Origin of the sequence: Luteibacter jiangsuensis (assembly GCF_030812295.1) — a bacterium.
Taxonomy (GTDB): Bacteria; Pseudomonadota; Gammaproteobacteria; order Xanthomonadales; family Rhodanobacteraceae; genus Luteibacter; species Luteibacter jiangsuensis_A.
The window spans coordinates 114,614-140,912 of record NZ_JAUSSK010000005.1; the positions used below are offsets into that span (position 1 = coordinate 114,614).

General features: G+C 64.3%; 19 protein-coding genes and 1 tRNA gene. 14 read left to right on the forward strand and 6 right to left on the reverse strand.

The window, feature by feature from the left end:
* Positions 1-29: 29 nt before the first annotated feature.
* Genes J2T07_RS16760 through J2T07_RS16785 form a run of 6 tightly spaced genes read left to right on the forward strand, consistent with a single transcriptional unit; the run spans position 30 to position 9,747 of the window.
* Positions 30-1,163, forward strand: coding sequence for a hypothetical protein (locus J2T07_RS16760; RefSeq protein ID WP_306851434.1), 1,134 nt, complete (start codon positions 30-32; stop codon positions 1,161-1,163).
* A gap of 29 nt (positions 1,164-1,192) precedes the next feature.
* A complete protein-coding gene (locus J2T07_RS16765) occupies positions 1,193-2,185 on the forward strand; it encodes a hypothetical protein (protein WP_306851435.1) in 993 nt (330 codons plus the stop codon).
* A gap of 28 nt (positions 2,186-2,213) precedes the next feature.
* On the forward strand, positions 2,214-6,269 hold the full coding sequence (locus J2T07_RS16770) for a hypothetical protein (protein ID WP_306851436.1): 4,056 nt from the start codon (positions 2,214-2,216) through the stop codon (positions 6,267-6,269).
* The gene (locus J2T07_RS16775) at positions 6,266-7,441 is read left to right on the forward strand and encodes an RHS repeat-associated core domain-containing protein (RefSeq protein WP_306851437.1); all 1,176 of its coding nucleotides are present in this window, start codon (positions 6,266-6,268) and stop codon (positions 7,439-7,441) included. The genes J2T07_RS16770 and J2T07_RS16775 overlap by 4 nt, the downstream gene beginning before the upstream one ends.
* Positions 7,438-8,571 carry an RHS repeat-associated core domain-containing protein gene (locus J2T07_RS16780; RefSeq protein WP_306851438.1) on the forward strand — a complete coding sequence of 378 codons (1,134 nt, stop codon included), beginning with the start codon at positions 7,438-7,440 and terminating at the stop codon, positions 8,569-8,571. Before J2T07_RS16775 ends, J2T07_RS16780 begins: the two co-directional genes overlap by 4 nt.
* Before the next feature lie 45 nt (positions 8,572-8,616).
* On the forward strand, positions 8,617-9,747 hold the full coding sequence (locus tag J2T07_RS16785) for an RHS repeat-associated core domain-containing protein (protein ID WP_306851439.1): 1,131 nt from the start codon (positions 8,617-8,619) through the stop codon (positions 9,745-9,747).
* A gap of 22 nt (positions 9,748-9,769) precedes the next feature.
* Here J2T07_RS16785 and J2T07_RS16790 read toward each other — a convergent pair whose 3' ends face one another.
* Both J2T07_RS16790 and J2T07_RS16795 read right to left on the reverse strand, forming a co-directional pair.
* The gene (locus J2T07_RS16790; protein WP_306851440.1) at positions 9,770-11,146 is read right to left on the reverse strand and encodes an FAD-containing oxidoreductase; all 1,377 of its coding nucleotides are present in this window, start codon (positions 11,144-11,146) and stop codon (positions 9,770-9,772) included.
* Positions 11,147-11,165: 19 nt separating this feature from the next.
* Positions 11,166-11,242, reverse strand: a tRNA-Arg gene (locus J2T07_RS16795).
* A gap of 184 nt (positions 11,243-11,426) precedes the next feature.
* On the opposite strand from J2T07_RS16795, the gene J2T07_RS16800 reads away from it, so the two are divergent.
* Positions 11,427-12,536 carry an RHS repeat-associated core domain-containing protein gene (locus J2T07_RS16800; RefSeq protein ID WP_306851441.1) on the forward strand — a complete coding sequence of 370 codons (1,110 nt, stop codon included), beginning with the start codon at positions 11,427-11,429 and terminating at the stop codon, positions 12,534-12,536.
* Between the two features lie 57 nt (positions 12,537-12,593).
* Positions 12,594-13,715 carry an RHS repeat-associated core domain-containing protein gene (locus tag J2T07_RS16805; protein ID WP_306851442.1) on the forward strand — a complete coding sequence of 374 codons (1,122 nt, stop codon included), beginning with the start codon at positions 12,594-12,596 and terminating at the stop codon, positions 13,713-13,715.
* A 21-nt stretch (positions 13,716-13,736) separates the two neighbouring features.
* On the opposite strand, the gene J2T07_RS16810 is transcribed toward J2T07_RS16805, so the two are convergent.
* The gene (locus J2T07_RS16810) at positions 13,737-13,997 is read right to left on the reverse strand and encodes a DUF2188 domain-containing protein (RefSeq protein WP_306851443.1); all 261 of its coding nucleotides are present in this window, start codon (positions 13,995-13,997) and stop codon (positions 13,737-13,739) included.
* A gap of 181 nt (positions 13,998-14,178) precedes the next feature.
* Between J2T07_RS16810 and amaB the strand changes: the two genes are divergently transcribed.
* The 6 genes from amaB to J2T07_RS16840 all read left to right on the forward strand — a co-directional run bounded on the left by amaB (position 14,179) and on the right by J2T07_RS16840 (position 22,717).
* Complete coding sequence (gene amaB, locus J2T07_RS16815) at positions 14,179-15,714, forward strand: L-piperidine-6-carboxylate dehydrogenase (protein ID WP_306851445.1); 1,536 nt, start codon at positions 14,179-14,181, stop codon at positions 15,712-15,714.
* 16 nt (positions 15,715-15,730) lie between these two features.
* On the forward strand, positions 15,731-16,498 hold the full coding sequence (locus J2T07_RS16820) for a class I SAM-dependent methyltransferase (RefSeq protein ID WP_306851446.1): 768 nt from the start codon (positions 15,731-15,733) through the stop codon (positions 16,496-16,498).
* Positions 16,498-17,526: a quinone-dependent dihydroorotate dehydrogenase gene (locus J2T07_RS16825; protein ID WP_306851448.1), complete on the forward strand. Its 1,029-nt coding sequence runs from the start codon at positions 16,498-16,500 to the stop codon at positions 17,524-17,526. Before J2T07_RS16820 ends, J2T07_RS16825 begins: the two co-directional genes overlap by 1 nt.
* A 17-nt stretch (positions 17,527-17,543) precedes the next feature.
* Positions 17,544-18,563, forward strand: a complete 1,020-nt coding sequence (gene murB / locus J2T07_RS16830; RefSeq protein ID WP_306852158.1) for a UDP-N-acetylmuramate dehydrogenase — start codon at positions 17,544-17,546, stop codon at positions 18,561-18,563.
* A 107-nt stretch (positions 18,564-18,670) separates the two neighbouring features.
* Positions 18,671-20,821, forward strand: coding sequence for a polyphosphate kinase 1 (gene ppk1 / locus J2T07_RS16835; protein WP_306851450.1), 2,151 nt, complete (start codon positions 18,671-18,673; stop codon positions 20,819-20,821).
* Positions 20,822-20,989: 168 nt separating this feature from the next.
* Positions 20,990-22,717 (forward strand): sensor domain-containing diguanylate cyclase, encoded by a 1,728-nt coding sequence (locus J2T07_RS16840; RefSeq protein ID WP_306851452.1) that lies wholly within the window; start codon positions 20,990-20,992, stop codon positions 22,715-22,717.
* 104 nt (positions 22,718-22,821) lie between these two features.
* On the opposite strand, the gene J2T07_RS16845 is transcribed toward J2T07_RS16840, so the two are convergent.
* Genes J2T07_RS16845 through J2T07_RS16855 form a run of 3 tightly spaced genes read right to left on the reverse strand, consistent with a single transcriptional unit; the run spans position 22,822 to position 26,297 of the window.
* Complete coding sequence (locus J2T07_RS16845) at positions 22,822-25,086, reverse strand: thiamine pyrophosphate-dependent enzyme (protein ID WP_306851454.1); 2,265 nt, start codon at positions 25,084-25,086, stop codon at positions 22,822-22,824.
* A gap of 24 nt (positions 25,087-25,110) precedes the next feature.
* Positions 25,111-25,713 carry a glutathione S-transferase family protein gene (locus tag J2T07_RS16850; protein ID WP_306851456.1) on the reverse strand — a complete coding sequence of 201 codons (603 nt, stop codon included), beginning with the start codon at positions 25,711-25,713 and terminating at the stop codon, positions 25,111-25,113.
* 47 nt (positions 25,714-25,760) lie between these two features.
* The gene (locus J2T07_RS16855; protein ID WP_306851459.1) at positions 25,761-26,297 is read right to left on the reverse strand and encodes a GNAT family N-acetyltransferase; all 537 of its coding nucleotides are present in this window, start codon (positions 26,295-26,297) and stop codon (positions 25,761-25,763) included.
* Positions 26,298-26,299: the final 2 nt, after the last annotated feature.

Genomic DNA, 26,299 nt, shown 5'->3' on the forward strand with positions numbered 1-26,299 from the left:
TATCCACGAACGCGACATGGACGGTCCTCATGAATACCCACTCCCGTTCCACCGCATCACTTGCCGACGTCAAGCAACTCACCTACTTCCAGATCTACAAGACTCATCCCAGCGAGGAGCATGGGACGATCAAGCTCTTCAGCAACGGCAACCAGCAGTGCCCGATCAAGGTCGGGCTGGTCGCCGCCGATGCCAACGAGAATCCCATCACTCTTACGGCAGAAGAACTCAAGACAGCCCTCAAGCTCATCTTCTACGATGACGGTAGCGCGCTGGGCGACGGCTATGCGTCCTCATTCGACCAGAACAGATTCACGTGGACCGAGTCCGCCATCCCGGCGAGTCATCCCGATGCGGAACCGTCTCGAGCCCCCCGTGATGATCTCCCAGCGGCCATCCAGGTCGTCACGTTCTATGTCTCTGCCGCTAGCGGGTCTTCAGGGCGAGCGCTGGCGGCACGCTTCGAGGTAACCCCCGAGCTGTTCTTCACCACCAGCCCGTCCGTGCATGATTCCGAAGGCCAGGAACGGGATGGCGAATTCGACTCTTCAGTCGAAGTGCTGCTGGCGGAGCCTCCCTTCCTGTCGGCCACGGATTTCGGCGCGGCCTCCAACGGTATCGTCACGGGGAGAAAGGTGGGCGACTCGACCACTTATTTTTATTGGGCAACCGAGTACTACCTCAATCCGAAATTGAACGGAATCGCACTACCCCTGGATTCCGTCGGATCGAAGGCATCCGTCGGTGGCAACCCACCGGCAGGTGCATTCGGCTTCTACACGCATGGCGACTTCTTCGCTCATGTGCAGTGGGGCGTCAGTTACTACAGCAAACCTGGCGACACCGTGGCCGAATCGGGCGGCCTTCCGATGCCACCGCTCCACTCTCTCGTCGCGGTCTCGGCGCCTCACGATGCATCGCCGAACGCGGACTATCCCTATGCGATGTACGAGACTTGCGTCGGCCACATCGTAGGACCGGACAAGCACCGCATCGTCATAGGAATCCTGAAAGGAAATCTCGCCAGGCAGTTCAGGAACGTGTCAGGCGGCACCGTCGCGGAAGTGAGCGGCACGACCATGCATATCCTGGACGCTTACGGTAACGACCATACGTTGTCCCTGTCGTACAACGCCAGCAAAGATGAATTTACGATCGGGTGAGGTCGTTCCCCCCATTCAAGGACAACGTGATGGCAAGGAAAGCTTTCCCGCACGCCCCTTCGCTCGATCTGACCGACGTCGAGGTCATCCTCGAACAGACGAAGGTGTACCGCAACGGACTTCAGCAAGCCAGGATCAGGCTCGACCTGATATCCAAACACGGTGGTCAACCGTCGGACCTGAGCGTCCGTGAAATTGAAAGCATTCGACTCTTCGATTACCACAACCAGGCCTCCGGAACGATACCGCTCTCGGACGACGGCTCCATCACCTACAAGGGCTGGTCGGCCCAACGCGATTATCGCGGCTATGTATCCCAGACCACCAGGTCAGGCGAGCCACGGGCCATCCAGTCCTACTTCCTGTACCTATCCGCCAATGCCGACGCCACGGAGACCCTGGACGTCGCCTTCGAGATTCATGGCGACGATCTATCGATCTGGCGCACCAACGGAAGGTGCTTCATCAACGGCATCGAGCAACCCAAACCCGCGATGGACAAGAAAGTGGGTATCACGGTGACGCCTGTTCCTCCCGAGAGATACCCCGCCAGCTCCTTCATGCTCGACCGGCGATCGCTCGATCCGGCCAGATTTCTGGATACCGAGAACGCGGACGGCATTTTCGACGACATCGTAACGGTGTCGATCCTATTGGTGGACCAGACCACCCTCGGCATCCGCAGCATGACCTGCGAGCCCGCCGGCCTGATCCACTGGAAGGACAAGGTGTCGAACATCAGGCAACCCTGCTTCACGGGGTATGTCGAGCCGGGCGAAGTGACGATTCACTGGAATGGCGCGCTGGACGGTCACTGGGGCTCGACGGCACCGCCGGAGCAGCTCGTGAGCCCCGAAGAGGAGCTAGGCGTCATCGTGCTCTGCGGAAGGGTCGACATTCCGTCTTGGGCCGGCGCACCGGAAGCGCCGGTGAAGGTGACCATGATGGACGCCCACGGCAGCGTGCAAAGCTGTCACATCGGCTTCGTCAAGGGTGAGCGGGACGAACTGATCGTGACATGACCGACACTGGACCAAGGATGGCAACGCCATGACGACCGATGAAACCCCTGCTCCGGGCCTCCTGGCATCGGGGGAACTGTACTCCACCGCGTTTCAGTTCTACAGCCACATCAATGCGGACGTGGATGCTCGCACGGGCATGTACTCGGCGAGCGTCGACCTGGCTACGGGCGAAGGCAATCGCCTGCGTGGCCCTCACCTTCCCTTCCGCCTGAGCTACAGCGCGGCTGACACGATCGACGATGGATTCGGCACGGGTTGGCGCCTCGGCCTCACCGAACTCGACCTCGACGCCAGCCTCCTGACCCTGTCCAGCGGCGATAGCCACAAGGTCGAGAGACTCCTGTATCTCGAGCCGGCGCATTTCCCGGATCGCAAGCTCGACAGCTGTTCATTGGTCATGATGGACCCGGAACATCGGACTGCCGTGGTCGAACATGTCACTGGCGTCATCGAGCATCTCGAGGCGATGTCGTATCCCACCAACCTGCTTCGCCCCGTTCGCATCGTCAACCCCAGCGGCGACGCGCTCCAACTCGCATGGGAGCCGGATTCACTCGGCATTTCACGTTTGACACGCGTCGTGGATAACGATGGCGAAGCATTGCTGCAGATCGACTACGCCGACTTGAACAACGTCAAGCTTACCCTCCACCTGGCTGCCGCCGCCCGTCGCGAGGCGACTGTTCCGCTGGAGATGCACTTCAATATCCAGGCAGGACAGCTTCAACGCATTGCCATCCCCCTCATCACCGAACTCAATCACAGCGCTACGGCCGATGGCGAAGAAGCGGTCTGGGCATTCGAATATCGCACCGTCGATATCATGATGCTTCTCGCGTCGGTCACCTCCCCCGATGGGCTACGGGATTCGGTGGAATACGATACAGAGGCACTTACGCTTCCCTCCGGAGGCCCTCTTTCGCACATGCCGGCCGTGGCGACGCGTGTAAGGTCGCTCGTGACCGATGCGACAAACGTGGTTCGGGAAAGCCGATACACCTATAGAAACGGCGATCTCGATCATAACTTCTATGGCTACCCGGCGGTGCAGTCCTGGGTAGACCGGAATGACCAGCTCCTCCATATGCCCGGCGCGGACGCCTATACCTATGGATCGACGGAGTATCAGTATCAAGACGGATCCCTGCTGTGCACGATCGAGCGCAACTACAACCACTTCCATCTCATCACCAACGAGAAGACCACTCGCGGCAATGTCGTGCAGGACGTCATCACCCGGTACGGCATCGAAGAAAGCACCTCCTTCGAAGACCAGAAGGCGAGCTTCCAGCTCCCCCACAAGGTAACGACCACCTGCTATGACCTGCGATTTGCCGACATCAAGCAGGTCACAATCACCGACAGTTCGTATGACGACTACGGAAATGTCCTGTCACGTTACGACAGCGCCACCGATACGACTGAAACATCTACTTATTACCCACCGGAAGGCGAGGCGGGACTATGCCCGCCCGATCCACTCGGAAAAGTGCGGCGCCTCAGGAGCCGCGCCACGTCACCCGGAAAGAACGGCGGCCCGATTCGGTCGACGCAGTACCGCTACGTCGAAGTGCCTGTAAGGGATGCCGCAAGGAATTGGCTGCAGGACCGCACGTACTACATCCAGGCGTCGGGGGAGACGTCGACGGAGTCCATCGCCGGCATTGAAACGACCCTCGCCCACAGCGAGCAATCGTTCGTCACGGACCAGGGCAACCAGCACGGCAGCCTGCGGCAGGAGACGCGCGAACAGGATGGCCTGACGGAAACCCGCGCGTTCACCTACGAAACCGACGACGTCGCAGGCACGGTCACCACGCACACCACGCACACCACGCACGATGGCGTGGTGAACACGACAAGCGAGACCCTCCACCTCATCAGTGGCCTGGTGCATTCAACGGTGGACGCGCTGGGCAACAAGGCCGAGTTCACCTACGACCCCCTCGGTCGCCGCACCAGCGAGGTGCTGTCACCCGATCACGCCGACTACCGCGTCGAAATGCGCTGGAACTACCAACTGTCGATGAGCGAACGCTGGGTCGATCGCATTGGCATTACAGGCTTGCCGCATCGCGTGTGGATGGACGAGCAAGGCCGCACCATCCGTCGCGAAGAACCCCTGCCCGATGGGGCGCTGATGGTCGTGCATGAGCTGGAATACGACGGCTTCGGGCAGCTCGTTCGCGAGGTGCAGATCGACAGCATGCGCGACGGCAAGACGCTTCGGCTGGAGACGACCTACGCGTACGACGACTGGGGCCGCTGCTCGCGGATGACCTCACCGGACGGGAGCACGACCCTGAGCGAGACGGCCCTTGTCCAGGAACCGCCTTCGTTCGGCGACGAAGTGATCACGCGGACGATGCAATGGCAGAGCTACGGAACCGATGAAAAAACCGGCTGGCGATCGACCTACCTCGACGCGGCGGACCGACAACGGCGCGCGCAAGCCGGCACATGGTCCGAAACGGGTGCACCCACGGTCGTGTCGACCACCACATGGGAATACGACGGGCTCGGCAGGTGCGTAAGAATGGAAGATCCTCTCGGCAAGGCGACCCGGCAGGCGTGGGACGGTTACGACCGCTTGATTCGCAGCGACCTTCCCGACGGAACCACCGTGCTGCGGGACTACGCACCCGGTCACGAGGATGAACTTGTTGCCAGGCTCGCCATTGTCCCGCCCGAACGCGATAAAGCACTCCGTGACCTCGCGGGGAAAGCCGGCGAACTGGAACTGGGAACCCGCACCTGGGATGGGCTTGGAAGACTGAAGGAGGAACAGGCGGGCAGCCTGACAACCAGCCATGCCTATATACCGAACCAGATGAGTTCCGACACGAAGACCATGCCGAGCGGCAACACGCTCCAGATGGTTTACGACCTTCGCCTGCGGGAGGTGCTGCTCGGATCGACGCTGCTGAATCCTGACGGCGCGGTGGAGGCCGTATTGACCCAGGCGACCTACGACCATGTCCTGGGCCTGCCTACCGGGATCGTCGCCGAAGGTGGATCGATGACGATCACTCCCGACTACCTCGGCCGGATGACCGACCAGGAAATCGCTCTCACCGGTGACCTGCCGCGCGGATGCCATGTAACCATCACCCCCGGTGGTCTCGTACTGAAGAAGACGGGTACCGATGGAATAACGCAGACCTACGACTACGATGAAAAGGGACGCCTGAAGAGCGCGACCGATGAGGACGTGACGATCGAGCTGTTCTACGACGATCTGTCGCGCCTGGATCATCGCACCGCGCGCTCCGCCGATGGCCGTTCCGCCACGCAGCGAACGGCTTACGACCCGCTGGGACGCGTAAACGAGCAGACCTGGGAACACACCGAGGGATCGACCACGCAAACGCGCCGCCTGGCTTTCGTCTGGCGAGCCGACGACAAGGTGTCGGAACGCCGCTGGTACGATGACGACACGCTCCTGCGCACGGAGACGATGGACTACGACGACCGCGGCCGGCTGATCCTTCATGGCATCGACGCGGTCGCTGGCGAACATCCACTCGACGAAACCGGGCAGCCCTACGTAAAACAGGAGTTCGAGCACGACTGCCTCGACAACCTGCGAACCGTGACGACGGCGCTGCTCGACGGGCGGGTCAACGTCACCCGCTACGGTTATGACACGGTGGACTTCGACCGGCTGGCCAGCGTAAGCAACAGCCTGGATGGCTATCCCGGCTACGGCACGCCGCTGGAGCTTGTTTACGACGCGAACGGCAACCTCGTCGACGATGGCCAGGGCCGGACATTGCAGTGGGACGGCGCAGGCCGATTGGCGAACGTGACGCTGGCCGACAACAGGCGGATCACCTATGTCCACGGCCCGGATGGGCGCGTGAGCAGCGTCACGATCGACGACGTGCCCAGGTACCGCTACCGCGAAGACGGCGCCATCGCCTTCGAGGTCGATGCGCTCGAGGGACGACGCTTCATCCGGGCGGAGGGGGGCATCGTCGCCGAGACCCGGCTCGCCGGGGCGATCCGGGAGACCTTCCTGCTTGGTACCGATCCACAGGGGTCCGTGGTGACGGAGTCCGTGCCGGATGGAATGGCATGAGTGTCGCGGCCCGCACCTATACCGCCTACGGCGCAGACGCCGGCTCGGCAGACGCCGCACGGCTGGCCTACACCGGCGAGATCGTGGAAAGACTGACCGGGTGGTACCTGCTCGGCGGTCGTCCATACAACCCGGTACTGCGACGCTTCCTCGTGCCCGACCCGGAAAGCCCTTTCCACGAGGGAGGATTCAACCGCTACGCCTATTGCAGCGGCGACCCTGTGAACCGGATCGACCCGAGCGGCAACGCGTGGACGGACTGGTTGGCGGCCGGATTGATGGTGGCCCTCTCCGTCGTGGGCACGGTCATCAGCGCCGGGACTCTGGCCGCCCCCCTCGCGGCCGCTTCGACCGCTGTAGCGACCGCCGCCGTGACCGGCGCCGGAGTGGCGGGAGCGGCATCCGCCGCGATGGCCGTCGCAGCCGCGACACCGGGCATCGTGGCCACCGCCACGGCGGTTACGATGGATGTGATATCGACGGCGGCGGCTATCGGTTCGATCGCCTCGATGGCGGCACACAACCAGAAAGCCAACGCCATCCTGGGCTGGGTGGCCATGGGCGCGGGGGTCGCCTCGGGTGCATCGACGCTCGTGGCCTCCAAACAGATATCCAAGGCGTCCACCAGGGCGTCGTTTGCCACGCGTGGCACGCCGACCGGTAGTCGTGCGAGCAGGACGACCACGACACACGCAACGGTAAGTGCCGTGAAGACAGCCATGCCCACCCTGACATCGAGCGCATCCGGCCGAAGCGATAGACGAGGATCGACTCGCAGCCTGGTGACAAGCGATGCCAGCGGCAATCTTCCGCAAGTGAGGCGGGCATCCGCGGACCTCAGCACGAATGGCGACGAGCCATCCACCTTCTACGTCGGAACGCTGAGCATGCGGCGGGCATTCCGAAAGCGCCAGGGAGAAAAGCGAAACGCCAACAAACCGTTCCGGCAGGATATCGAAGGCGTCAAGCGGGCCAGCGCCTCGGTGGGATTGAACGTCGAAGCCATAGACATGACGAGAGAAACAACAGAACAGATTCGACGACGCCTGTCGGAGGATGGCATCCACGTCGTCGTCTCCGGGCACGGTCTCCTCGACGAGCCCGTCATGAGATCGCTGAATATGCCATCTGCGGTATCCGATCATTTGATCGCTGTGCGGGCAAGTCGATGATGCACACGCTGACGTCAACCTACGGCGCTTACGGCGGGCGCGCCTCATCGGCGGCGGCGCGTACCGCTTTCGCTGGCGAGGTGAGCGAGGCGGACACCGGCTTCTACCTGCTGGGTGCGCGTTTCTACAGCACCACGCTGCGCCGATTCCTCGCTCCGGACCGGGCCAGCCCGTTCGGACGTGGCGGGATCAATCGTTATACCTATTGCAGCGGCGATCCCGTCAACCGGATCGATCCGAACGGTCGCACATGGCTGAGGTGGCTGGCGGCTTCGTCCGGACTGGCCGGAAAGAGCACCGGAGCGGCGAGTTCCGTGTCGCCGGTTTCCCGGGACACGAACGACGCCGCCACGACACCTGCCATGATGACCTCGACCGCCGCGCCCGTGGCCGATACGGTCACCATCACGGCGGCCGTCGACTCGGTCGCCCTGATGGCCTCGAATGAGCCGAAGGCCGGCGGCCTCTTTGGATGGATCGGCCACATGGCAAACGCTGCCCTGGGCGGGTCCCATCTCCCGACAGCGAGAAATGGATCGCCAACGCGGCGCTTCGTAGGTGGAAACAGTCTCATCGAACAGGATGCAGGCACGGAAATAAAACCGGTGCGGAACATTGCGGTATTCATCGATGGCGACATCCCTGCGCACCGATCGACGCTCAATCGTAATGGAAACAAGGATGTGACGAGAAACTGGATATATGGCACGCACGTCAGGAATCCGAAAAGCCGGATCTGGGCAGCGGATACAGCGATCAACTACAAGGACCTTTCGAACCTGTTCCCCCACATGACGGGCCGCGGGATCACCAATGCGACTTTTTATTCGGGTGCTCACGGCAAAGCTGATGGCGACAACTGGGCAGCGGATCGGTTTCATAAATCACCGGACCGGGCCGCGTACGAAGACGACCTCGACGTCACGATAGCAGCGGCCGCGGCGGCGGGCCTCAACATCGACGTCGAGAATATGGGGGACATGCTGATAACAACCATGCGAGATCTATTGGCACGGGACGGCGACCATGTCATCGCTACTTGTTACGGGATAGCGGATCCGGTCGTCATGGAGGCGCTGAACCAGGCGAACGTGAGCTTGTATTACCTGCGACCACCGCCCGCGCCTTGATCTCCATGACGAGTGACCCCTACGACCTGACCCGAGGCACGTCGAATGACCGTGACAATCACAACCACCACGACACCGGTCTACGGCGCCTATGGCGAGCGAAGCGGCTCATCGGGCCGGTCCCAGAGCGCGTTTGCCGGCGAGGTGCTCGAAGCCGACGCGGGCTGGTACATGCTGGGCGAACGTGCCTACAGCCCTGCACTGCGCCGATTCATCGCACCCGACGGAGCGAGCCCGTTCGACGGGGGCGGCGTCAATCGGTATGCATACTGCGGCGGTGACCCCGTCAACCGGATCGACCCGAGCGGCCACACCTGGCTGGGTTGGGTGGGCGCATCCCTGGGGCTCACGGCCCCGGCAGGCGCCGCTCGCGGCGTGTCACCCGCTTCCCGGATGCAGGAGACCGTCTCTACACCCGTCACCGTGACAACGACGGCAGCCGCAGTGACGGATGCCGTCTCCATCACATCGGCCATCGACTCCGTCGCCCTGATGACGTCGGATCGTCCGAACAGCGGGGGCCTCTTCGGATGGGTCGCGGTAGCGGCAAGTGCGGGTTCGAGCGGTACCTCCCTTCCGCCGGCCAGAAACGGGGCGTCGACCGAACGTTTTCTTGGGCTGCGGCAGGACACCCCGCAACGCGGCCGCGGGAAATGGAAGCCGAAAAGGGACATTCATGTCGTGAGCGATCCGCAGATCCCAGCAGAACGACTATCGATCAATCGTTTCGGAAAGCTGGATCTGGCGACGGAGTGGGCATTTGGCGCCCATGACAGAAATCCGAACAGCGTCATCTGGGCGCCAGACAGCTCGGTCAACGGACAGGCCTTCACCAAGGTCTTCCAGTTATTGAGCAGACACGGCGTGAAAGAGGTAAACGTCTATACCGGTGCTCATGGCGAGCCTTATGGCAGGAACTGGCACCTTCGCACGGGAGAAAGACTGGATGTGGAACCGAAGTTCTTCCTCGAAGACCTCGTGCACACAAAAAGAGCGGCCAGGGCCACGGGAGTGACGATCAACCCCATCAACATGGCCTTGTTGAACAGGCAGCAGATGCAACACCACTTACTGAAGGACGGTGTTCACCTCATCGGCAGTTGCTTCGGATTGTCCGACGAAGTCGTCATGGAGGCGCTGAACATCCAGCAGGCAACGGTGTACCTGCTGACGTGAAAGTCCACGAGGGAAGCAGGAATCAGCGGGCTGGCGTCAGATTCCCGACGAGGGTCGGAATGAGTTCCGACACCGTCGGATGAATCGGTACCGCCCATTGCAGGGTACCGATCGGCGCATCCGCGTTCATCATGTCCAGGATGCCGTGGATCGCTTCATCGCCGCCCGTGCCAAGGATGGCGGCGCCGAGGATCTTCTTCGTTTCCGCATCGGCCACCATCTTCATGAAGCCCCACGTCTCCGCCTTCTCCACCGCGCGCCCGACACGTGTCATCGGACGCTTCGATATCAGCAACGGCCGACCGGACTGGCGCGCCTGCGACTCGGTCATACCGACGCGTCCCAGTGGCGGGTCCACGTAAAGCGCATAGCCCAGGATGCGATCGCTGACCTTGCGCTCCTCCCCATCGAGCAGGTTGGCGGCGACGATTTCGTAATCGTTCCACGCCGTGTGCGTGAACGCACCCCTGCCGTTGCAGTCACCCATTGCCCATACGCCTTCGGCACTGGTCCTGAGGTAATCGTCGACTTTGATGTATCCCTTGTCGTCCGTCTCGATGCCTGCCTTGTCCAGGCCGAGGTCGTCCGTGTTGGGACGACGGCCCACGGCTAGCAGCACATGCGTACCGACGACCTCGGGAGATCCCTCGGTGCAGTCCACGCCGATCTTCACGCCGCGCTCGTGCTTCCCCAACGTGATGCAGCAGGCGTCCGTGCGAACGGCGATGCCTTCGGCTTCGAGGAACGCACGGATCTCGGCCGAGACGTCCTCGTCTTCGTGGCCGATCAACCGGGCGCTCTTTTCCACGATGGTGACCTCGGCGCCGAAGCGCCGGAACATCTGGGCGAACTCGAGACCGATATAGCTGCCGCCGACCACCACCAGATGTCCGGGCACGGTTTGCAGTGGAATGATGGTGCTGTTGGTGAGGTAATCGACCTCGTCGACACCCGGGAAATCCGGCACGTTGGCGCGGCCGCCGACGTTGAGGAAGATCTGGGGCGCCTCGAGCGTTTCGCCATTCACCTCGATCCGTCGCGAACCGGTGAATCGCGCATGCCCACGAATGAGCGTAAGCCCCGGCATCGATGCCAGCCAGTCCTCGTTGCCCTTGCGCGAGTCGAGGATCACCTTGCGGGCCCGAGCGGCAATGGTCGGCATATCGATGGACAGCGGACCGGTGCGGACGCCGTATTCCGCACCTCGCTGTGCAAGACGGGCCGCATAGGCGCTGGCGACGAGGGTCTTGGTCGGCTTGCAGCCGGTGTTGACGCAGGTGCCGCCCACCAGATGCCGCTCGATGATGGCGACGGTCTTGCCCGCCCCGGTGAGGCGGTTGGCCAGCGCCGGCCCGGCCTGCCCGGCCCCTACGATGATGGCGTCGAAGGTATGGGTCATGGGGAGCTCCGGCTCTGAATGGTGACCCCGGCCCGATTCGAACGGGCGACCTTCCCCTTAGGAGGGGGACGCTCTATCCAGCTGAGCTACGGGGCCAAGGATGCGAGGATACCGGAGGCGGTCGGGAGACAAAAGACAAGTCCGGGGAAATTCCGGCGCCCTGACGCCTAAGCTCATGACGGATCGCCGGAAACCGCAGGTGCGCCTACACCGTTATCGCTATAGGCGCGGACGCCATCCTGTGCATTAAATCCTGGTACTCCAACAGGAAGGAACGTCAGTGAAGGAGGTCGCGCCCGCCACCCATATCTATGGCGCCTACGGTGAAATCGGGATGGTGGGCCAGATGGCAGGCTCCGCGTACGCGGGACAGCTCGCCGAACCAGGCACTGGCGAGTACGTACTCGGCCATCGCCTGTTTTCGCCGGTTCTGCGACGTTTCCTCGATCCCGATCCCGTCAGCCCCTTCGGCGACGGCGGCTTGAATCGCTACGCTTACTGCGGCGGCGACCCGATCAACCGCACCGACCCGAGCGGTAACGCGTGGTGGGACTGGGCCGCCGCAGGCTTGGGCATGAACGGGGGTTTCAACGGGCCGGTGGAAAAACAGCGCAGCCTTACCGGCGCCGTCTCCATGGTGATGCCGGCGACCGCTGCCGTACTCGATGTGGTCACCGTTGCGGCCGAGATCGGAACACCGGTTTCGATGGCGGCGGGTGCCCGGAAATCCCCTGCCGTCTTTGGTTGGCCCGGACTGGTCGCCGGCCTCACCCCCGGAGGCGTCGCCCTGACGGCGAAGCCTCCCGCGACATCGGCGCGCTACGTGGGTCGGGGACGAAGAGAGCCGCAGGACGCGGATTTACCGCGCTACAACATCGAAGTCGTTTCGGCCAATCGGCGTCCGCCTCATAAGTTTCGGCTTTCTGGACAGACAGGGCAGCTGGTATTGAAGACACATTGGTTCGTGACGCCCGATCCGCTCGAACCCGGAAATACTCACTGGGGCGCGGACACACCCGTCAACTCCAGGAGCCTTCTCAGTCCCCTGCGAAAAATAGGAAGGACACCCATCGTCGATGAACGTAGAAATGTCTATCTCTACAGCGGCGTCCATGGCGACGTGCGAGGTGAAAACTGGGCCAATCAACGACGATTGCTTGCAGATCCCAGGCTCTTCCATGTAGACGTCAGTGATTACTCCTTATTCCAGCGCTACCTTCCGGGCCGCCATCTCTCCATCGAGGACATCGGTGGCATCTCGTTCGACGACATGATCGAAAAGATCTCGCGACCCGGTATCCATCTTCATGGTTACTGCTTCGGCGCGATAGACAACCTGATGCTCGACCTTCTCTGCGCCGATCCGGTTCCCGTCTATCTGAAACATTGAGCACGCACATGTCCACCGCTGAAAGGAACTGATCGCGGCATGGCCTGGACGCCACTCATGAGTCACATCTACGGCGCTTTCGGCGACAGCGCGGCGATTGGACAGCACGCGCGCAGCGCCTACACTGGAGCATGCGTGACGCCTGGCACCGGCGCCTATGCACTCGGTCGTCGCCTGTATTCCCCGGTACTGCGACGCTTCCTCAATCCCGATCCGGTCAGTCCCTTCGAAAGTGGCGGTTTGAATCGCTACACCTATTGCGGTGGCGACCCGGTCAACCGGACCGATCCCACCGGCAATACGTGGCGGACGTGGCTGACTTCCATTCTGGGATTGTCCACGCCCCCGGTCCGCACCGCCGGAGGAAGCAGCGGTTTGCCACACTCCCCGGCAGGGGATACCACCGCCGACGCCATCGCGTCGCCAACCGTCCTCGCCTCCGCCGTGAGTGCCATCGCGGACACGACCGCGCCTCTGGTCACTCTGGGCTCCATCGCATCGAGGACGGCGCAAGCCCCAAAAGCCGGTGGCGTTTTCGGCTGGACATCGCTCGGTTCGGGCCACGCTCCGGGAGATCTCACGTCATTGGACAACATCCCCTTGGGGGGCGTCGCTGTCGAACAGCGTCAGGACTATCGCAGGACCACCCATACGTTCTCGAACGGCGATCACCAGATCGATAACTATGAGGGTCGTGCGGCACTTCTCGAACAGGTGCCGACGAGGCTGACCGCGGCGCCTTCGGACGTCCTCACCCGGTGGTGGTCTATCCCAAACGCCAAGGGAGGGACCAACTATGTCGCTGACTCGGCGATCTATCTTAAGGAAGTGTTCCCGCTGGTCCACTCGATAGGAGCCAGCGCCGGCAGCCGGCGGATTATCCTGCTCGTCGGGGCGCACGGCTCGAGCGACGGGATCAACTGGGCCAATGGACGTCGACTCTACGTCGATCGCCGCTTCTACGAGGCGGCGAACACTATCCAGTCCATCCATGCCGCGGAGGCGCGGAGGCGCGATGACGACGTCGAAGTCCGGAATATTGGCGATATGTCGAATATCGACTTCGTCCGCGTGTCGAACGGCAATGCCATTGTCGTGCACGGCTATTGTTATGGCGTTGCCGACCGGGAACTGATGTTCGAACACAATGTTCGACGGACCGCCACTTATCGGCTGTGATCCCTTAACGATGGCGATGGCCTAGCGCACCGCCCCCAACAGCCGGCTCGGCAGGGGCGGCGGACGCGCCGGCCGTTTCGCATCGCTTCCGAAAGGGCGCCAGACACCGTCGGCACCCTCGATCCCGATGCTGGTATCACCTCCTTCGGCGGCCGCCCGCTTCATGGCCGAGAGCAGGGCGTCGAAACGGCTATCGAAACGGGAAAGCACCTCACCGTCGAGGCGCACGGCCCAGGAATGGCTTTCGTCGGGGTGGTAGGGGATCTCATAGATTCGGGACATGGGCGCCACCCGTCCAGTGAAGAAACTCAAGGCCAGCATGGACTTGCACCAGTGACCGCAGGGTCTTCATAACGTCCCCCGGCAACGACGCCCCGCAGACATCCGTCCTGCGCTGCACAACGGGGGGTGAAGGGTGCGTTTGCTAGAATCCCCGTTTTACCCGTCTTCCATGGAGAGCCTCATGTCCGGCAAGATCCTCGCAGCGCTCGGCCTCGCCGCCAACGAATCCGGTACCTACCTCGGCCGTGGCGAATGGGCCGCCACCACGGACGCCGGCACGCTGTCGCCGACCAATCCGGCCACGGGCGACGTGATCGCGACGGTGCGTGCCTCCAGCGCCGCCGATTACGAAACGATCGTGCAGCGCGCCCAGGAAGCCTTCGCGGTCTGGCGCACCACCCCTGCCCCGCGTCGCGGCGAAGCCGTGCGCCTGTGTGGCGAGGCCCTGCGCAAGCACAAGGACGCCCTGGGTTCGCTGGTCGCCCTGGAAATGGGCAAGATCAAGCCCGAGGGCGACGGCGAAGTGCAGGAGATGATCGATATCGCGGATTTCGCGGTCGGCCAGAGCCGCATGCTCTACGGCAACACCATGCATTCCGAGCGCCCCGGCCATCGTATGTACGAGCAATGGCATCCGATCGGCCTCGTGGGCATTGTCAGCGCGTTCAACTTTCCGGTCGCCGTCTGGGCATGGAACGCCTTCCTCGCCGCGATCTGCGGCGACATCTGCATCTGGAAACCGTCGCCGAAGACGCCGCTCTCGGCCATCGCCACGATGAAGATCTGCAACGAGGCGCTGAAGGAGGCCGGTTTCCCGGACATCTTCTTCCTCTTCAACGACGCCGGCACCGACCTGGCGCAGGCTTTCGTCGATGACAAGCGCATCCCGCTGATCAGCTTCACCGGATCGACCAAGGTCGGCCGCATCGTCGGCGAACGCGTGGCGAAGCGCATGGGCCGCAGCCTGCTCGAACTCGGCGGCAACAACGCGATCATCCTCGACAAGTCGGCCGACCTGAAGCTCGCCATCCCGGCCATCGTGTTCGGTGCCGTCGGAACCGCCGGGCAGCGCTGCACCAGCACCCGCCGCGTACTGGTGCATTCGTCGATCCACGACACCGTGGTCGACACGCTGGTCAAGGCCTACGGGCAGCTCGAGCAGAAGATCGGCGACCCCACGCTTTCCACCACCCTGATGGGGCCGCTGAACAGCCCCGAGGCCGTGCAGGCGTATCTCGCCGCCATCGAACAGGCCAAGGCCGCGGGCGGCACGGTGCGCACGGGCGGCAAGGCGCTCACCGACCGCAAGGGCAACTTCGTGCTGCCGACGATCGTCACGGGCCTGAAGAACTCCGACAAGGTCGTGCAGACGGAAACCTTCGCGCCGATCCTCTACGTGATGCCCTTCGACACCCTCGATGAAGCCATCGCCGAACAGAACGCCGTGCCGCAAGGCCTGTCCTCGGCGATCTTCACGCAGGACCTGAAGGCAGCCGAGCAGTATCTTTCGGCGTCGGGCTCGGATTGCGGCATCGCCAATGTCAATATCGGCACCTCGGGCGCGGAGATCGGCGGCGCCTTCGGTGGCGAGAAGGAAACCGGCGGCGGCCGCGAGTCGGGCTCGGATGCCTGGAAGGTGTACATGCGCCGCCAGACCAACACCATCAACTACTCGGACGCGCTGCCGCTGGCCCAGGGTATCAAGTTCGAGTTCTGACCGAACGGATGAGGCCATGACCGACCTTCGCTCCACGGAACGTTTTTCCGACCGCGTCGAGGACTACGTCCGCTATCGCCCGGACTACCCTCCGGCGCTGGTCGAGTGGCTGCATGGCCTCGGCGTCCATACCGGCTGGACCGTCGCCGACGTCGGCGCGGGCACGGGCATATCGAGCAAGCTGTTCCTCGACGCCGGGCATCGCGTGACCGCCGTCGAACCGAACGCGGCGATGCGCGCGGCCGCCGAGCGCTGGCTCGGTGGCGAGGAGCGCTTCCGTGCCGTGGATGGCACCGCCGAGGCCACGGGCTTGCCTGACGACTCGGTCGACCTCGTCGCCGCCGCGCAGGCGTTCCACTGGTTCGACAAGGAAAGGGTGCGCGAGGAGTTCGCGCGCATCCTGCCGTCACGGGGCCTGGTCGTCGTGTTCTGGAACAGTCGCCGGCTGTCGGGCACGCCGTTCCTGGAAGGGTACGAGCGACTGCTGCACGAATACGGCGTCGATTACATCAGCATCGCGGAGCGCTACGCCGACGACGAGAGCATGGCGCGCTGGTTCGGCCATGGCTATCGTGGCATGGCGTCGTTCCCGCACGGCCAGAAGCTCGACTACGACGGACTCCTGGGCCGCCTGATGTCGTCGTCGTACGCACCCAAGCCCGGGCACCCCAATCACGAACCGATGCTGTTCGCGCTGCGCTCGCTGTTCGACGCGACCCAGGCCAATGGCACGATCGACTACGACTACGACACCCGCGTCTTCGCGGGCCACCCGGACGCCTGATGTACGAACTGATCCGCCCCCTGCTCTTCGCACTGGATGCCGAGATCGCGCATGGCCTGACCCTGTACGCCGCCGACGTCGCGCAGCGCAGTGGCATCTCGGGCTGGATCGCGAAGCCGCCATCGGACCTGCCGGTACGCGCTTTCGGAATCGATTTCCCCAATCCGGTGGGGCTCGCCGCGGGCCTGGACAAGAATGGCGCGCACCTCGACGGTCTCGCCGCGCTGGGCTTCGGCTTCGTGGAGATCGGCACGGTCACGCCGCGTCCGCAGGCGGGTAACGACAAGCCACGCATGTTCCGCCTGCCACGGCACGAAGCGATCATCAACCGGCTCGGCTTCAACAACGAAGGTATCGACGCGCTGGTGCGCAACGTGCACAAGGCTTCGTTTCGCGGCGTGCTCGGCATCAACATCGGCAAGAACAAGGACACGCCGAACGAGCGTGCCGTCGACGATTATCTTGCCTGCCTGGAACGCGCGTATCCGTTGGCCAGCTACATCACCGTGAATATCTCCTCGCCGAACACGCAAGGACTGCGCGATCTCCAGGAAGAGGAAACATTGCGCCGCTTCATCGGGACGCTGCGCGAGGCACAGGAGCGGTTGGCGGGCCAGCATGGCAAGCGCAAGCCGATGCTGCTGAAGATCGCACCGGACCTGTCGGACAACGAACTGGACGCCATGGCGGAGGTGCTGCTCGCCTCAGGCATCGACGGCGTGATCTGCACCAACACGACGATCGAACGCGCCGAGGTCGCGGGCGATCCCAACGCGCATGAAACCGGCGGCCTGTCCGGCCGGCCGCTGTTCGCCCGGTCCACCGCGGTGCTGCGCGGCATGCACGCGCGCCTGGCGGGCAAACTGCCCCTCGTGGGCGTGGGCGGCATCCTCGACGGTGACAGCGCCGCCGGGAAAATCGAGGCCGGCGCCACGCTGGTGCAGCTCTATTCCGGCCTCGTCTATCGCGGCCCCGGGCTGATCGCCGAGGCGGTCGCCGAGATCCGCCGCCGGGGGCTCGCGGCATGAACAACGCGCCAGTCGACATGGGCGGGTTCAGCCTGGCCAGCGATGCGCCGCTCGGTGGCCGCAACACGCTGCGCGTTGACGCACGGGCGAAACTGCTCGCCGAGGTGCGCGATCCGGCGAAGATTCCCGAGTTGCTGGCGTACCCCGCCGTGAAGGAAGGCAAAATCCTCGTGCTCGGCGAAGGCAGCAACCTGCTCATCAAGGGCGATTTCGACGGTACCATCCTGGCGATGGCGACGCGTGGCGTCGAGACCTTCCAGCGCGACGATCGCGTGCTGATACGCGTAGCCGCGGGGGAGCGCTGGGACGACTTCGTACGCTGGTCCCTGGGCCAGGGCTACGCAGGCCTGGAAAACCTCATCCTCATTCCCGGCACCGTCGGCGCTTCGCCGATCCAGAACATCGGCGCCTACGGTGTCGAGGTGGCGGAATTCATCGATACCGTGGAAGCCTGGGATACGCATGCGGGCGAGTTCGTCGTGCTGGACAAGACGGCCTGCGCTTTTTCGTATCGCGACTCCAGCTTCAAGCAACAGCCGGGCCGCTGGATCGTCGTGGCCGTGACCTTCTCCCTGCCCCGCGAACGCCCGCTCTCGCTCGACTACGCGGGCATCCGCGAGGAAGTCGAGAAGATGGGCATCGAGCGCGCCACGCCCTATCACGTCGCCGAGGCCGTCGTGCGCCTGCGTTCGCGCAAGTTGCCCGACCCCGCCGTCATCGGCAACGCTGGCAGCTTCTTCAAGAATCCGATCGTCGGCGCGGCGAAGGCCGAAGCACTCGTCCTCGCCCATCCGGGCCTGCCTGTGTGGCCACATGCCGGAGGAACGGCGAAGATCTCCGCCGGCTGGCTGATCGAGGCCGCCGGTTTCAAGGGCCAGCGCGATGGCGACGCAGGGATGTCGAACCGCCACGCCCTGGTGCTGGTGAACCACGGCAAGGCGACCGGCCCGCAGCTCTGGGCCTTCGCACAGAGGGTGATCGCAGGGGTCGAGGCCATGTTCGGGGTGACACTGGAACCTGAGCCACTGGTGGTCTGAGCCCAGCGGCGCATGTCATGCCGGTGTAAGAGCCCCGTCATACCCTCGCGCAGGCGGCGTACCATGAGGGCGTCGCGATCCGCGACGAGGACGCCACCCTGGACACGATGACCCCGCCCAACGAGTCGACCGCCCCCGCGAAAAGCGCCACCGTCAGGACGGCTCCGCCGCCGGATGTCGCGGAGATCGACCTCAACGATTCCAGTCTCTACGTCCACCGCGAACTGTCACAGTTGCAGTTCAACATCCGGGTGCTCGACCAGGCGCTGGATGAATCCAAGCCACTCATCGAGCGGCTCAAGTTCCTGCTGATCTTCTCGTCCAACATGGATGAATTCTTCGAGATCCGCGTGGCCGGTCTGAAGCAGCAGATCGCTTTCGACCACGAAATGATCGGTGCCGACGGCATTCCGCCGCGCCGCGTTCTGGCCGAGATTTCGGAACTGGCGCACCGCCAGATCGATCGGCAGTACGCGATCCTCAACGAGAAAATCCTCCCCGCGCTGGCGGACGAAGGCATCCGCATCGTCCGCCGCAACCAGTGGACGCACAAACAGAAGCTCTGGGTGCGTCGCTACTTCCGCCACGAGGTGGCGCCGCTGGTCACGCCGATCGGCCTCGATCCGACCCATCCGTTTCCACGCCTGGTGAACAAGAGCCTGAACTTCATCGTCCAGCTCGAGGGTACCGACGCCTTCGGCCGTGATTCGGGCCTCGCGATCGTACCGGCGCCGCGCATCCTGCCGCGCCTCATCCGCCTGCCCGGGGAAGTCTGCGAAGGTGGCGACAATTACGTGCTGCTCTCGTCGATCATCCACGCCCATGCCGACGACCTCTTCCCCGGCATGCGCGTGCTGGGCTCGTATCAGTTCCGCCTCACCCGCAACGCGGACCTGACCATCGACCCGGAGGATGTCGAAGACCTTGCGCGCACCTTGCGCGGCGAACTCTTCTCGCGCCGCTACGGTGACGCCGTGCGCCTGGAGGTGGCCGACAACTGTCCCAAGCCCCTCGTGGACTACCTGCTCAAGCAGTACTCGCTGGAAGCGGATTCACTCTACGAAGTGAACGGCCCGGTGAACCTCGCGCGCCTGTTCGAGATGACCTTGCAACCGGCCTACGCGCGTTTGCAGTTTCCGGGTTTCGTACCCGCCTTGCCAAAGGCGCTGGCCGATGCGGAGGACATGTTCTCGGTGATCGGAAAGCAGGACATCCTGCTCCACCACCCCTTCGAATCGTTCTCGCCCGTGGTCGACTTCCTGCGCCAGGCGGCCAAGGACCCCCAAGTACTGACGATCAAGCAGACGCTCTACCGCAGCGGCGCCAATTCGGAAATCGTCGACGCACTGGTGGAAGCGGCGCGATCGGGCAAGGAAGTCACCGCCGTGGTCGAACTGCGTGCGCGTTTCGACGAAGAGTCCAACCTGACCCTGGCCTCGCGCCTGCAGCAAGCCGGGGCCGTGGTGACCTATGGCGTGGTGGGGGTGAAAACACACGCGAAGCTGATGCTCGTGCAGCGCCGCGAGAACGGCAAGCTGGTGAGCTATGCCCATCTTGGCACCGGCAACTACCATTCGGGCAACGCGAGGCTGTACACCGACTACAGCCTGCTCACGTCCGACGAGGCCCTGTGCGACGATGTGCATCGCCTGTTCCGTCTGCTCACGGGCATGGGCAAGGCGCTGAAGATGAAGCGGATGCTCTACGCGCCCTTCACGCTGAAGAAAGGCCTGCTCGACCTGATCGCGCGCGAAGCCGCGCATGCCGCCGCGGGCAAGAAGGCGGAGATCGTCTGCAAGATCAACGCGATCACCGATCCCAAGCTGATCCGCGCGCTCTACCGGGCGAGCCAGGCGGGCGTGAAGATCGAACTGATCGTTCGCGGCATGTGCTGCCTGCGCGCAGGCATCCCGGGTGTATCGCAGAATATCCGCGTGCGTTCCGTGGTGGGCCGGTTCCTCGAGCATAGCCGCGTCTACTGGTTCCACAACGATGGCGAACCGGATCTCTATCTGGCCAGCGCCGACCTGATGGAGCGCAATCTCGACCGCCGCGTCGAGACCTGCTTCCCCATCGAGGGCAAGAAGCTGCGCCAGCGGGTGCGGCGGGAACTGGAGTTCTACCTCACCGACAACCACTCGGCCTGGGTCCAGCAGCCCGATGGGGGCTACGCCCTCCTCCAGCCGTCCGCCGGCCAGCCGGTCCGCGACGCGCAGACCCAGTTGCTTGAACGCTTCGGCGGCATGGCGGCACCCTAAGCCGGCATCCACAAAGGCTATCCCCAACGGCCAAGGCGACAGCGGCTCCGGACCACGGCAAAATGGAGCCGTGGTTGAAAGGGGGAGACGGGCTTTCGATCGATGCGTCCGGATCCAGCCGCGCCCCCAGGGGCGCGCCGCACGCTTGTCGCCGGAATCCGTATGCGCATGAGCAACCGCCAGCACGGGTGGGTTTACCGTCTCTTCCAGGCGACGGTATTGTGCGGCCTGCTCCTGGGAAGCACCGCTACCGCCTCCGCGGCCACGCTCACGGCCAACTGGCGCGAGGTGCGTCCTGGCGATGCTCCCGCCGAGATCCTCCGCGAGGCGGCCCAACGCCCACTGCCGGCCTTCGATCCGGCGCGCATGCAGATCCTCCCCAATGCGCCGACCGGCACCTGGGTGATCGTACACAGCCTGCCCCCCTGGACGACGGGCGAACGCGTGCTCAGTGTCGGCCATCCCGGCATGGGCGCGGTGTCGCTGTACGACGGGGACACGCTGGTGGCAACCACCTCGCTGGATGACTTCGGCCCGTCGCCGCACGGTCACGGCCGGCTGATCTTCAACGTACCGGCGTCGATTCCGGCGTCGCGGCCTCTCCTGTTGAAATTCGAGCCCACCGCACAGTCGCCGGGTGCTGTGACGATATCGATCGACTCGTGGCCGGACTACCTGCGGGACGACGGCAGCTGGATGGTCTTCGCCACCGGCTGCTTTGCCGTCATGCTGACCATGGCGCTGATGGCGCTATGCTTTACGCTGATCCTGCGTGACATGACCTTCGGCTGGTACGCCGCCTACCTGATTTGTTATGCGTTGATCCAGGGCTTGCGCTCCGGTTTCGTTTTCCACCCGCTCGAGTTGCAGTCGCTGGCCGGTATGGCCGACAGCCTCGGCGCGGCCGTGACGGCGTTGTCGGTGACCTTCGCGGCCCTGTTCATGCTGCGCTTCGCCAAGGTCGATGAATACGTGCCTTTGCTGCGTACGCCCGTGCTGGCCTTTGCGGTGGTGATGCCTTTGCTGATCGTGCTTCGCGCGAGCGGCGTGGGCGTACTGGTAGGCATGGCCCAACTGTTGCTGCAGCCCTTGTTGCTGCTTGGTGCGTTGCTCCTGCTCGTGGCCGGTGCCATCGCCGCCGTGCGCGGGTCGCGGCACGCCTGGTTCTTCCTCGCCGGCTGGACGCCATTGCTTATCCTGACCGCGCTATGCGGCGCCCAGCAGCAGGGCATGTTTACGGAAGCGCCATGGCTGCCGGATGCGGCGATCGCCGTGGGGGCCTTCGAGGCGATCGTCTTGTCCATCGGCCTGTCCGACCGTGCGCTCACCATCCGACATGATCGCGACCGCGCACGCCAGCTCGCCGACAGCGACCCGCTGACGGGACTGCTCAATCGCCGCGCCTGGACCGATGCCGCGACAGGAGTGCTGGAACAGGGTTCCTCGCGCCCCATCGCCGTGCTGTTCTTCGACCTGGATCACTTCAAGGAACTCAACGACCGGCACGGCCACGCCACCGGCGACCGCGCCCTGGTGGCGGTGGCGGCTGCCCTGCGCCACGAGCTCCGGCCTCCCGACCTGCTCGGCCGCTACGGCGGCGAAGAGTTCGTGGCCTTGCTGCAGGGCGTGGAGAAAGAAAATGCCATGCAGGTCGCGACGCGGTTGTGCCGGCGCGTGCATCGGCTCGACGTGCACCTAGGCTCCCCGGATTCACTGTTGACGGTATCGATCGGGGTGGCCATGCGCACGCCCGCGGATACCGTTCAGTCGCTGGTCGAGCGGGCGGACAAGGCCATGTATGCGGCGAAGCTCGCGGGGCGCAACCAGGCGATGTGCGCCGGCCACGCCGGACCGGTGCTGGTCCGCCGCAACGACGTGGGCAAGGCGGTGAATTGAGGGAGCGCCGTCTATCGCCGCTGAAGCGGCTCCCACACTTGCTCTTGCATGCTCGTTGGTACGCGCACCTTGTGGGAGCCGCCTCAGCGGCGATCGGCTCCGCCTCAGGCCAGCCCGGCGGCCGCGGCCACGATATCGTCGTCGCCCGGCAACACCAGGAACGCCGCACCCGCCAGTGGCGTGAACGTATCGGCGCCCACGACACGGCGCAGCGGCACGTGTCCCAGCCCCGCCTCGACGATGGCGGTGATCACGCCCTCGCCCACGCCCGCGCTCTTGCGTCCCTCGTCCACCACCAGGATACGTTTCGCACCCTTCGCCTGCGCGGCGATGAAGGCGTCGTTGAGTGGCACGAGCCAGCGCAGGTCCACCACGCGCACTTTCCAGCCGTGTTCCGCCTCGATCCGCCGCGCCGCGCGCAGGCTCATCGGCACACCGTTGCCGAAGGTGAAGACGACGAGATCGTTCGCAGCTTCCTCGTAGACCCGCCCCTCACCCAGCGGCATCGCCTCGCCCGGTGCCGGGTAGGCGAATTGCCACTGGCCATCGCCAGCCTCGTAGAGGTCCTTGGTCATGTACAGAGCGATCGGTTCGAGGAAAGCGGTGACCCGGCCGTCGACTTTCGCGAGGGCTGCCAGGGTTCGCAGCATCGTCGCGGCATCGTCGCCGCGGCTCGGACAACCCACCACGAATCCGGGGATGTCGCGCAACGCGGCGATCGAGTTGTCGTTGTGGAAATGACCGCCGAAGCCGCGCTGGTAGCCCAGGGAAGCCACGCGCATCAGCATCGGATTACGGTACTGCCCGTTGGAGAAGAATTGCAACGAGGCCGCTTCGCCACGGATCTGGTCGCAGGCGTTGTGGAAGTACGCGAGGTACTGGATCTCGGGCAACGGCAGCATGCCCATGTTGGCATAGCCCTGCGCTAGGCCGAGGATCATCGTCTCGTCGAGCAACGTGTTGAACACGCGGGCGTTGCGGAAGGTCTTGTGCAAGCCCTTGGTCACCGTATACACGCCACCCTTCTGCGCCACGTCCTCACCGAACAGCAGGCTTTCCGGATACTTCGCCATGAGATCGTGCAGGGCCTGGCCGATCTGGATGGCCAGGTGGCGTGGCGGTTGTTTTTCCGGAAGCTTGTCGGCGCCGCCGAACGCGCGCTCGCGCTCCGTCGCCTCGCCCATGCGCGCCGCTTCCGCACGAACGGCATCGGGCGTGTACGGGGCCAGTGGCGCCATGACGTCGGCCAGGCTGTCGAGCTTGGCCGTGCGATCGGCCGCATCGGCCGCATCGAAGCAGCGCTTGCGAATCCCCTCGTAGAGCCCGAGCAGGCTCTCGGGATCGTAAAGACCCGAGGCGAGCGCGATGGTCGCACTGCGCAGCAGCGGATCGGTCGCTTCCAACGCCACCAGTTCCTCGACCGATCGCCACTCGATCTCGAAATCGGTGCCCGCGTGGCCCATGACCCGTGTCGTGGCCAGGTGCAGGAAGGTCGGCCGGCGCGTGCTGCGGCAGTGGGCGACGGCACGTTCGACGTCCGCATAGCCGCTGGCGAGGTCGAGGCCGTCGGCGTGGAAGTAGTCGAGGTCCGCACGATGGCGGAAGTTGTTGGCCACCCACCCGCCCGGCGTCTTCACCGAGATACCGATGCCGTTGTCCTCGCACACGAAGAGTACGGGCGCGGGGAGCTTCTGGTAGGCCGTCCACGCCGCGGCGTTGAACGCCGTCTGCGCCGTGGCGTGGTTCGACGAGGCATCGCCGAACGAGCAGATCGCGATCGAATCGTCCGGCACGGGCAAGGCGTGCCCGATACGCTTGGCCTGCTCGATGGCGACCGCCGTGCCGAGCGCCTTGGGCAGGTGCGAGGCGATGGTCGAGGTCTGCGGGAGCACCCACAACGGCTTGCTTCCCCAGACCTTGTGGCGGCCGCCGGACGCGGGGTCCTCGCTGCTCGCGGCGAAGGACAAGGCCGAGTCCATCACCGGATCCATGCCGGGAAGCTTACGGAAGCGCTCGGCCATGAAGCCGCCACTGCGATAGTGCAGGAACGCCGGATCGGTATGCCGGGTGGCCCGCGCGACCATCGCATTGCCTTCGTGTCCGGACGAGCCGATCGTGTAGAACACCTTGTTCTGCACACGCAGCACGCGCGCCATCAGGTCGAGGTGGCGACTGATCAGCTGCGACTCGAACAACTCGCGAAACCCGCGCGCATCCAATGCGCTGCCGGGCAATACCGGCTCGTCGTCATGCGGCGCGCGGGCGGCGTCGCCCCGCCACGACTGCACGAACTCGACGAAATTCCGGTCGACGATCTCGGCGCGGTTGAAACCCTTGTGACGGGCGGCGATGGCTTGCGGGACGGACATGGGGAAGACTCGGGAAAGTGAGGATCAGGCGTGCATCGGCGAGAAGCCGGGCTGCGCACGAACGCGCGCCAGCCAATCGGTGACGTTCGGCCAGCGGGAAAGATCGAAGCCGCCGTCGGCGGCACAATGCGTATAGGCGAACAGCGCGATGTCGGCCACGCCGAAGACGCCTCCACTGAAGAACGATTCGCCCGAGAGATGGTCTTCCATCACGTCGAACGCCCGGGCACCGCGCTCGAGCAACTGCGGCAACTCCGCGCGACGCGGGTGGTCCTCCGGCAGCCACTTGCAGACGAAGCGCGCCACGGCCACGTAAGGCTCGTGGCTGTACTGCTCGAAGAACATCCATTGCAACGTGCGCGCACGCTCCCATGGGTCCGACGGCAGCCATGGCGTGCCCTCGGCGAGATAGCACAGGATCGCGTTGGACTCGGCGAGGCGACGGCCGTCTTCCAGCACGAGCAGGGGCACCTTGCCGTTCGGGTTCAATGCGAGGAACTCCTGCGTGCGCGTGGCCCCGGCCGTGCTGTCGGTCTCGATCCAGCGGTAGGGGCGGCCGAGCGCGTCCAACAGGTGTTGCAGCTTGTAGCAATTGCCCGATGCGCGCAGGCCATAGATGGTCGGCATGGGGGAGTCGGAATGGGCCAAGGGATGTCCTCAGGGGAAGGAAGGAATCAACGGCGGCGAGCAATCCACTGTTCGCGGGTCTGCCCCCATAGATCGACGATGTCGTCCTCGAACGGTGGCGGTAAGGCGCCGGGGCCTTGCCAGGTGGAACCGAGCTTCTTGGCGACGCCGATCGAGGCGAGGTTCCGCGGGTTGATCGAATGGATCACCTGGCTCCAGCCGAGGTTGGCAAATGCCCAGTCCATCGAGGCGGCCGCGCCTTCCGTCGCGTAGCCCTTGCCCCAGGTTTCCCGCAGCAGCCCCCAGCCGATCTCATGGCCAGGCCAGCCTTCCGGCTGCCATGGCCCCAGTCGGCCCACCCAGCGTCCGCTGGCGCGTTCGATCACCGAGAACATGCCGAAACCGTCGATGCTCCAGCAACCGGCCATGGTCATGAAGTTGCGCCAGGCGATGGCGCGCGGCTGCGGACCGCCGAGGAACCGGTTGACTTCCGGATCGGCCATGCATTCGGCCCAGGCGTCGAAGTCCTCCGCTGCCGTGGGCCGGAGGATCAACCGGTCGGTTTCGATGACGGGCCCGTGCATGC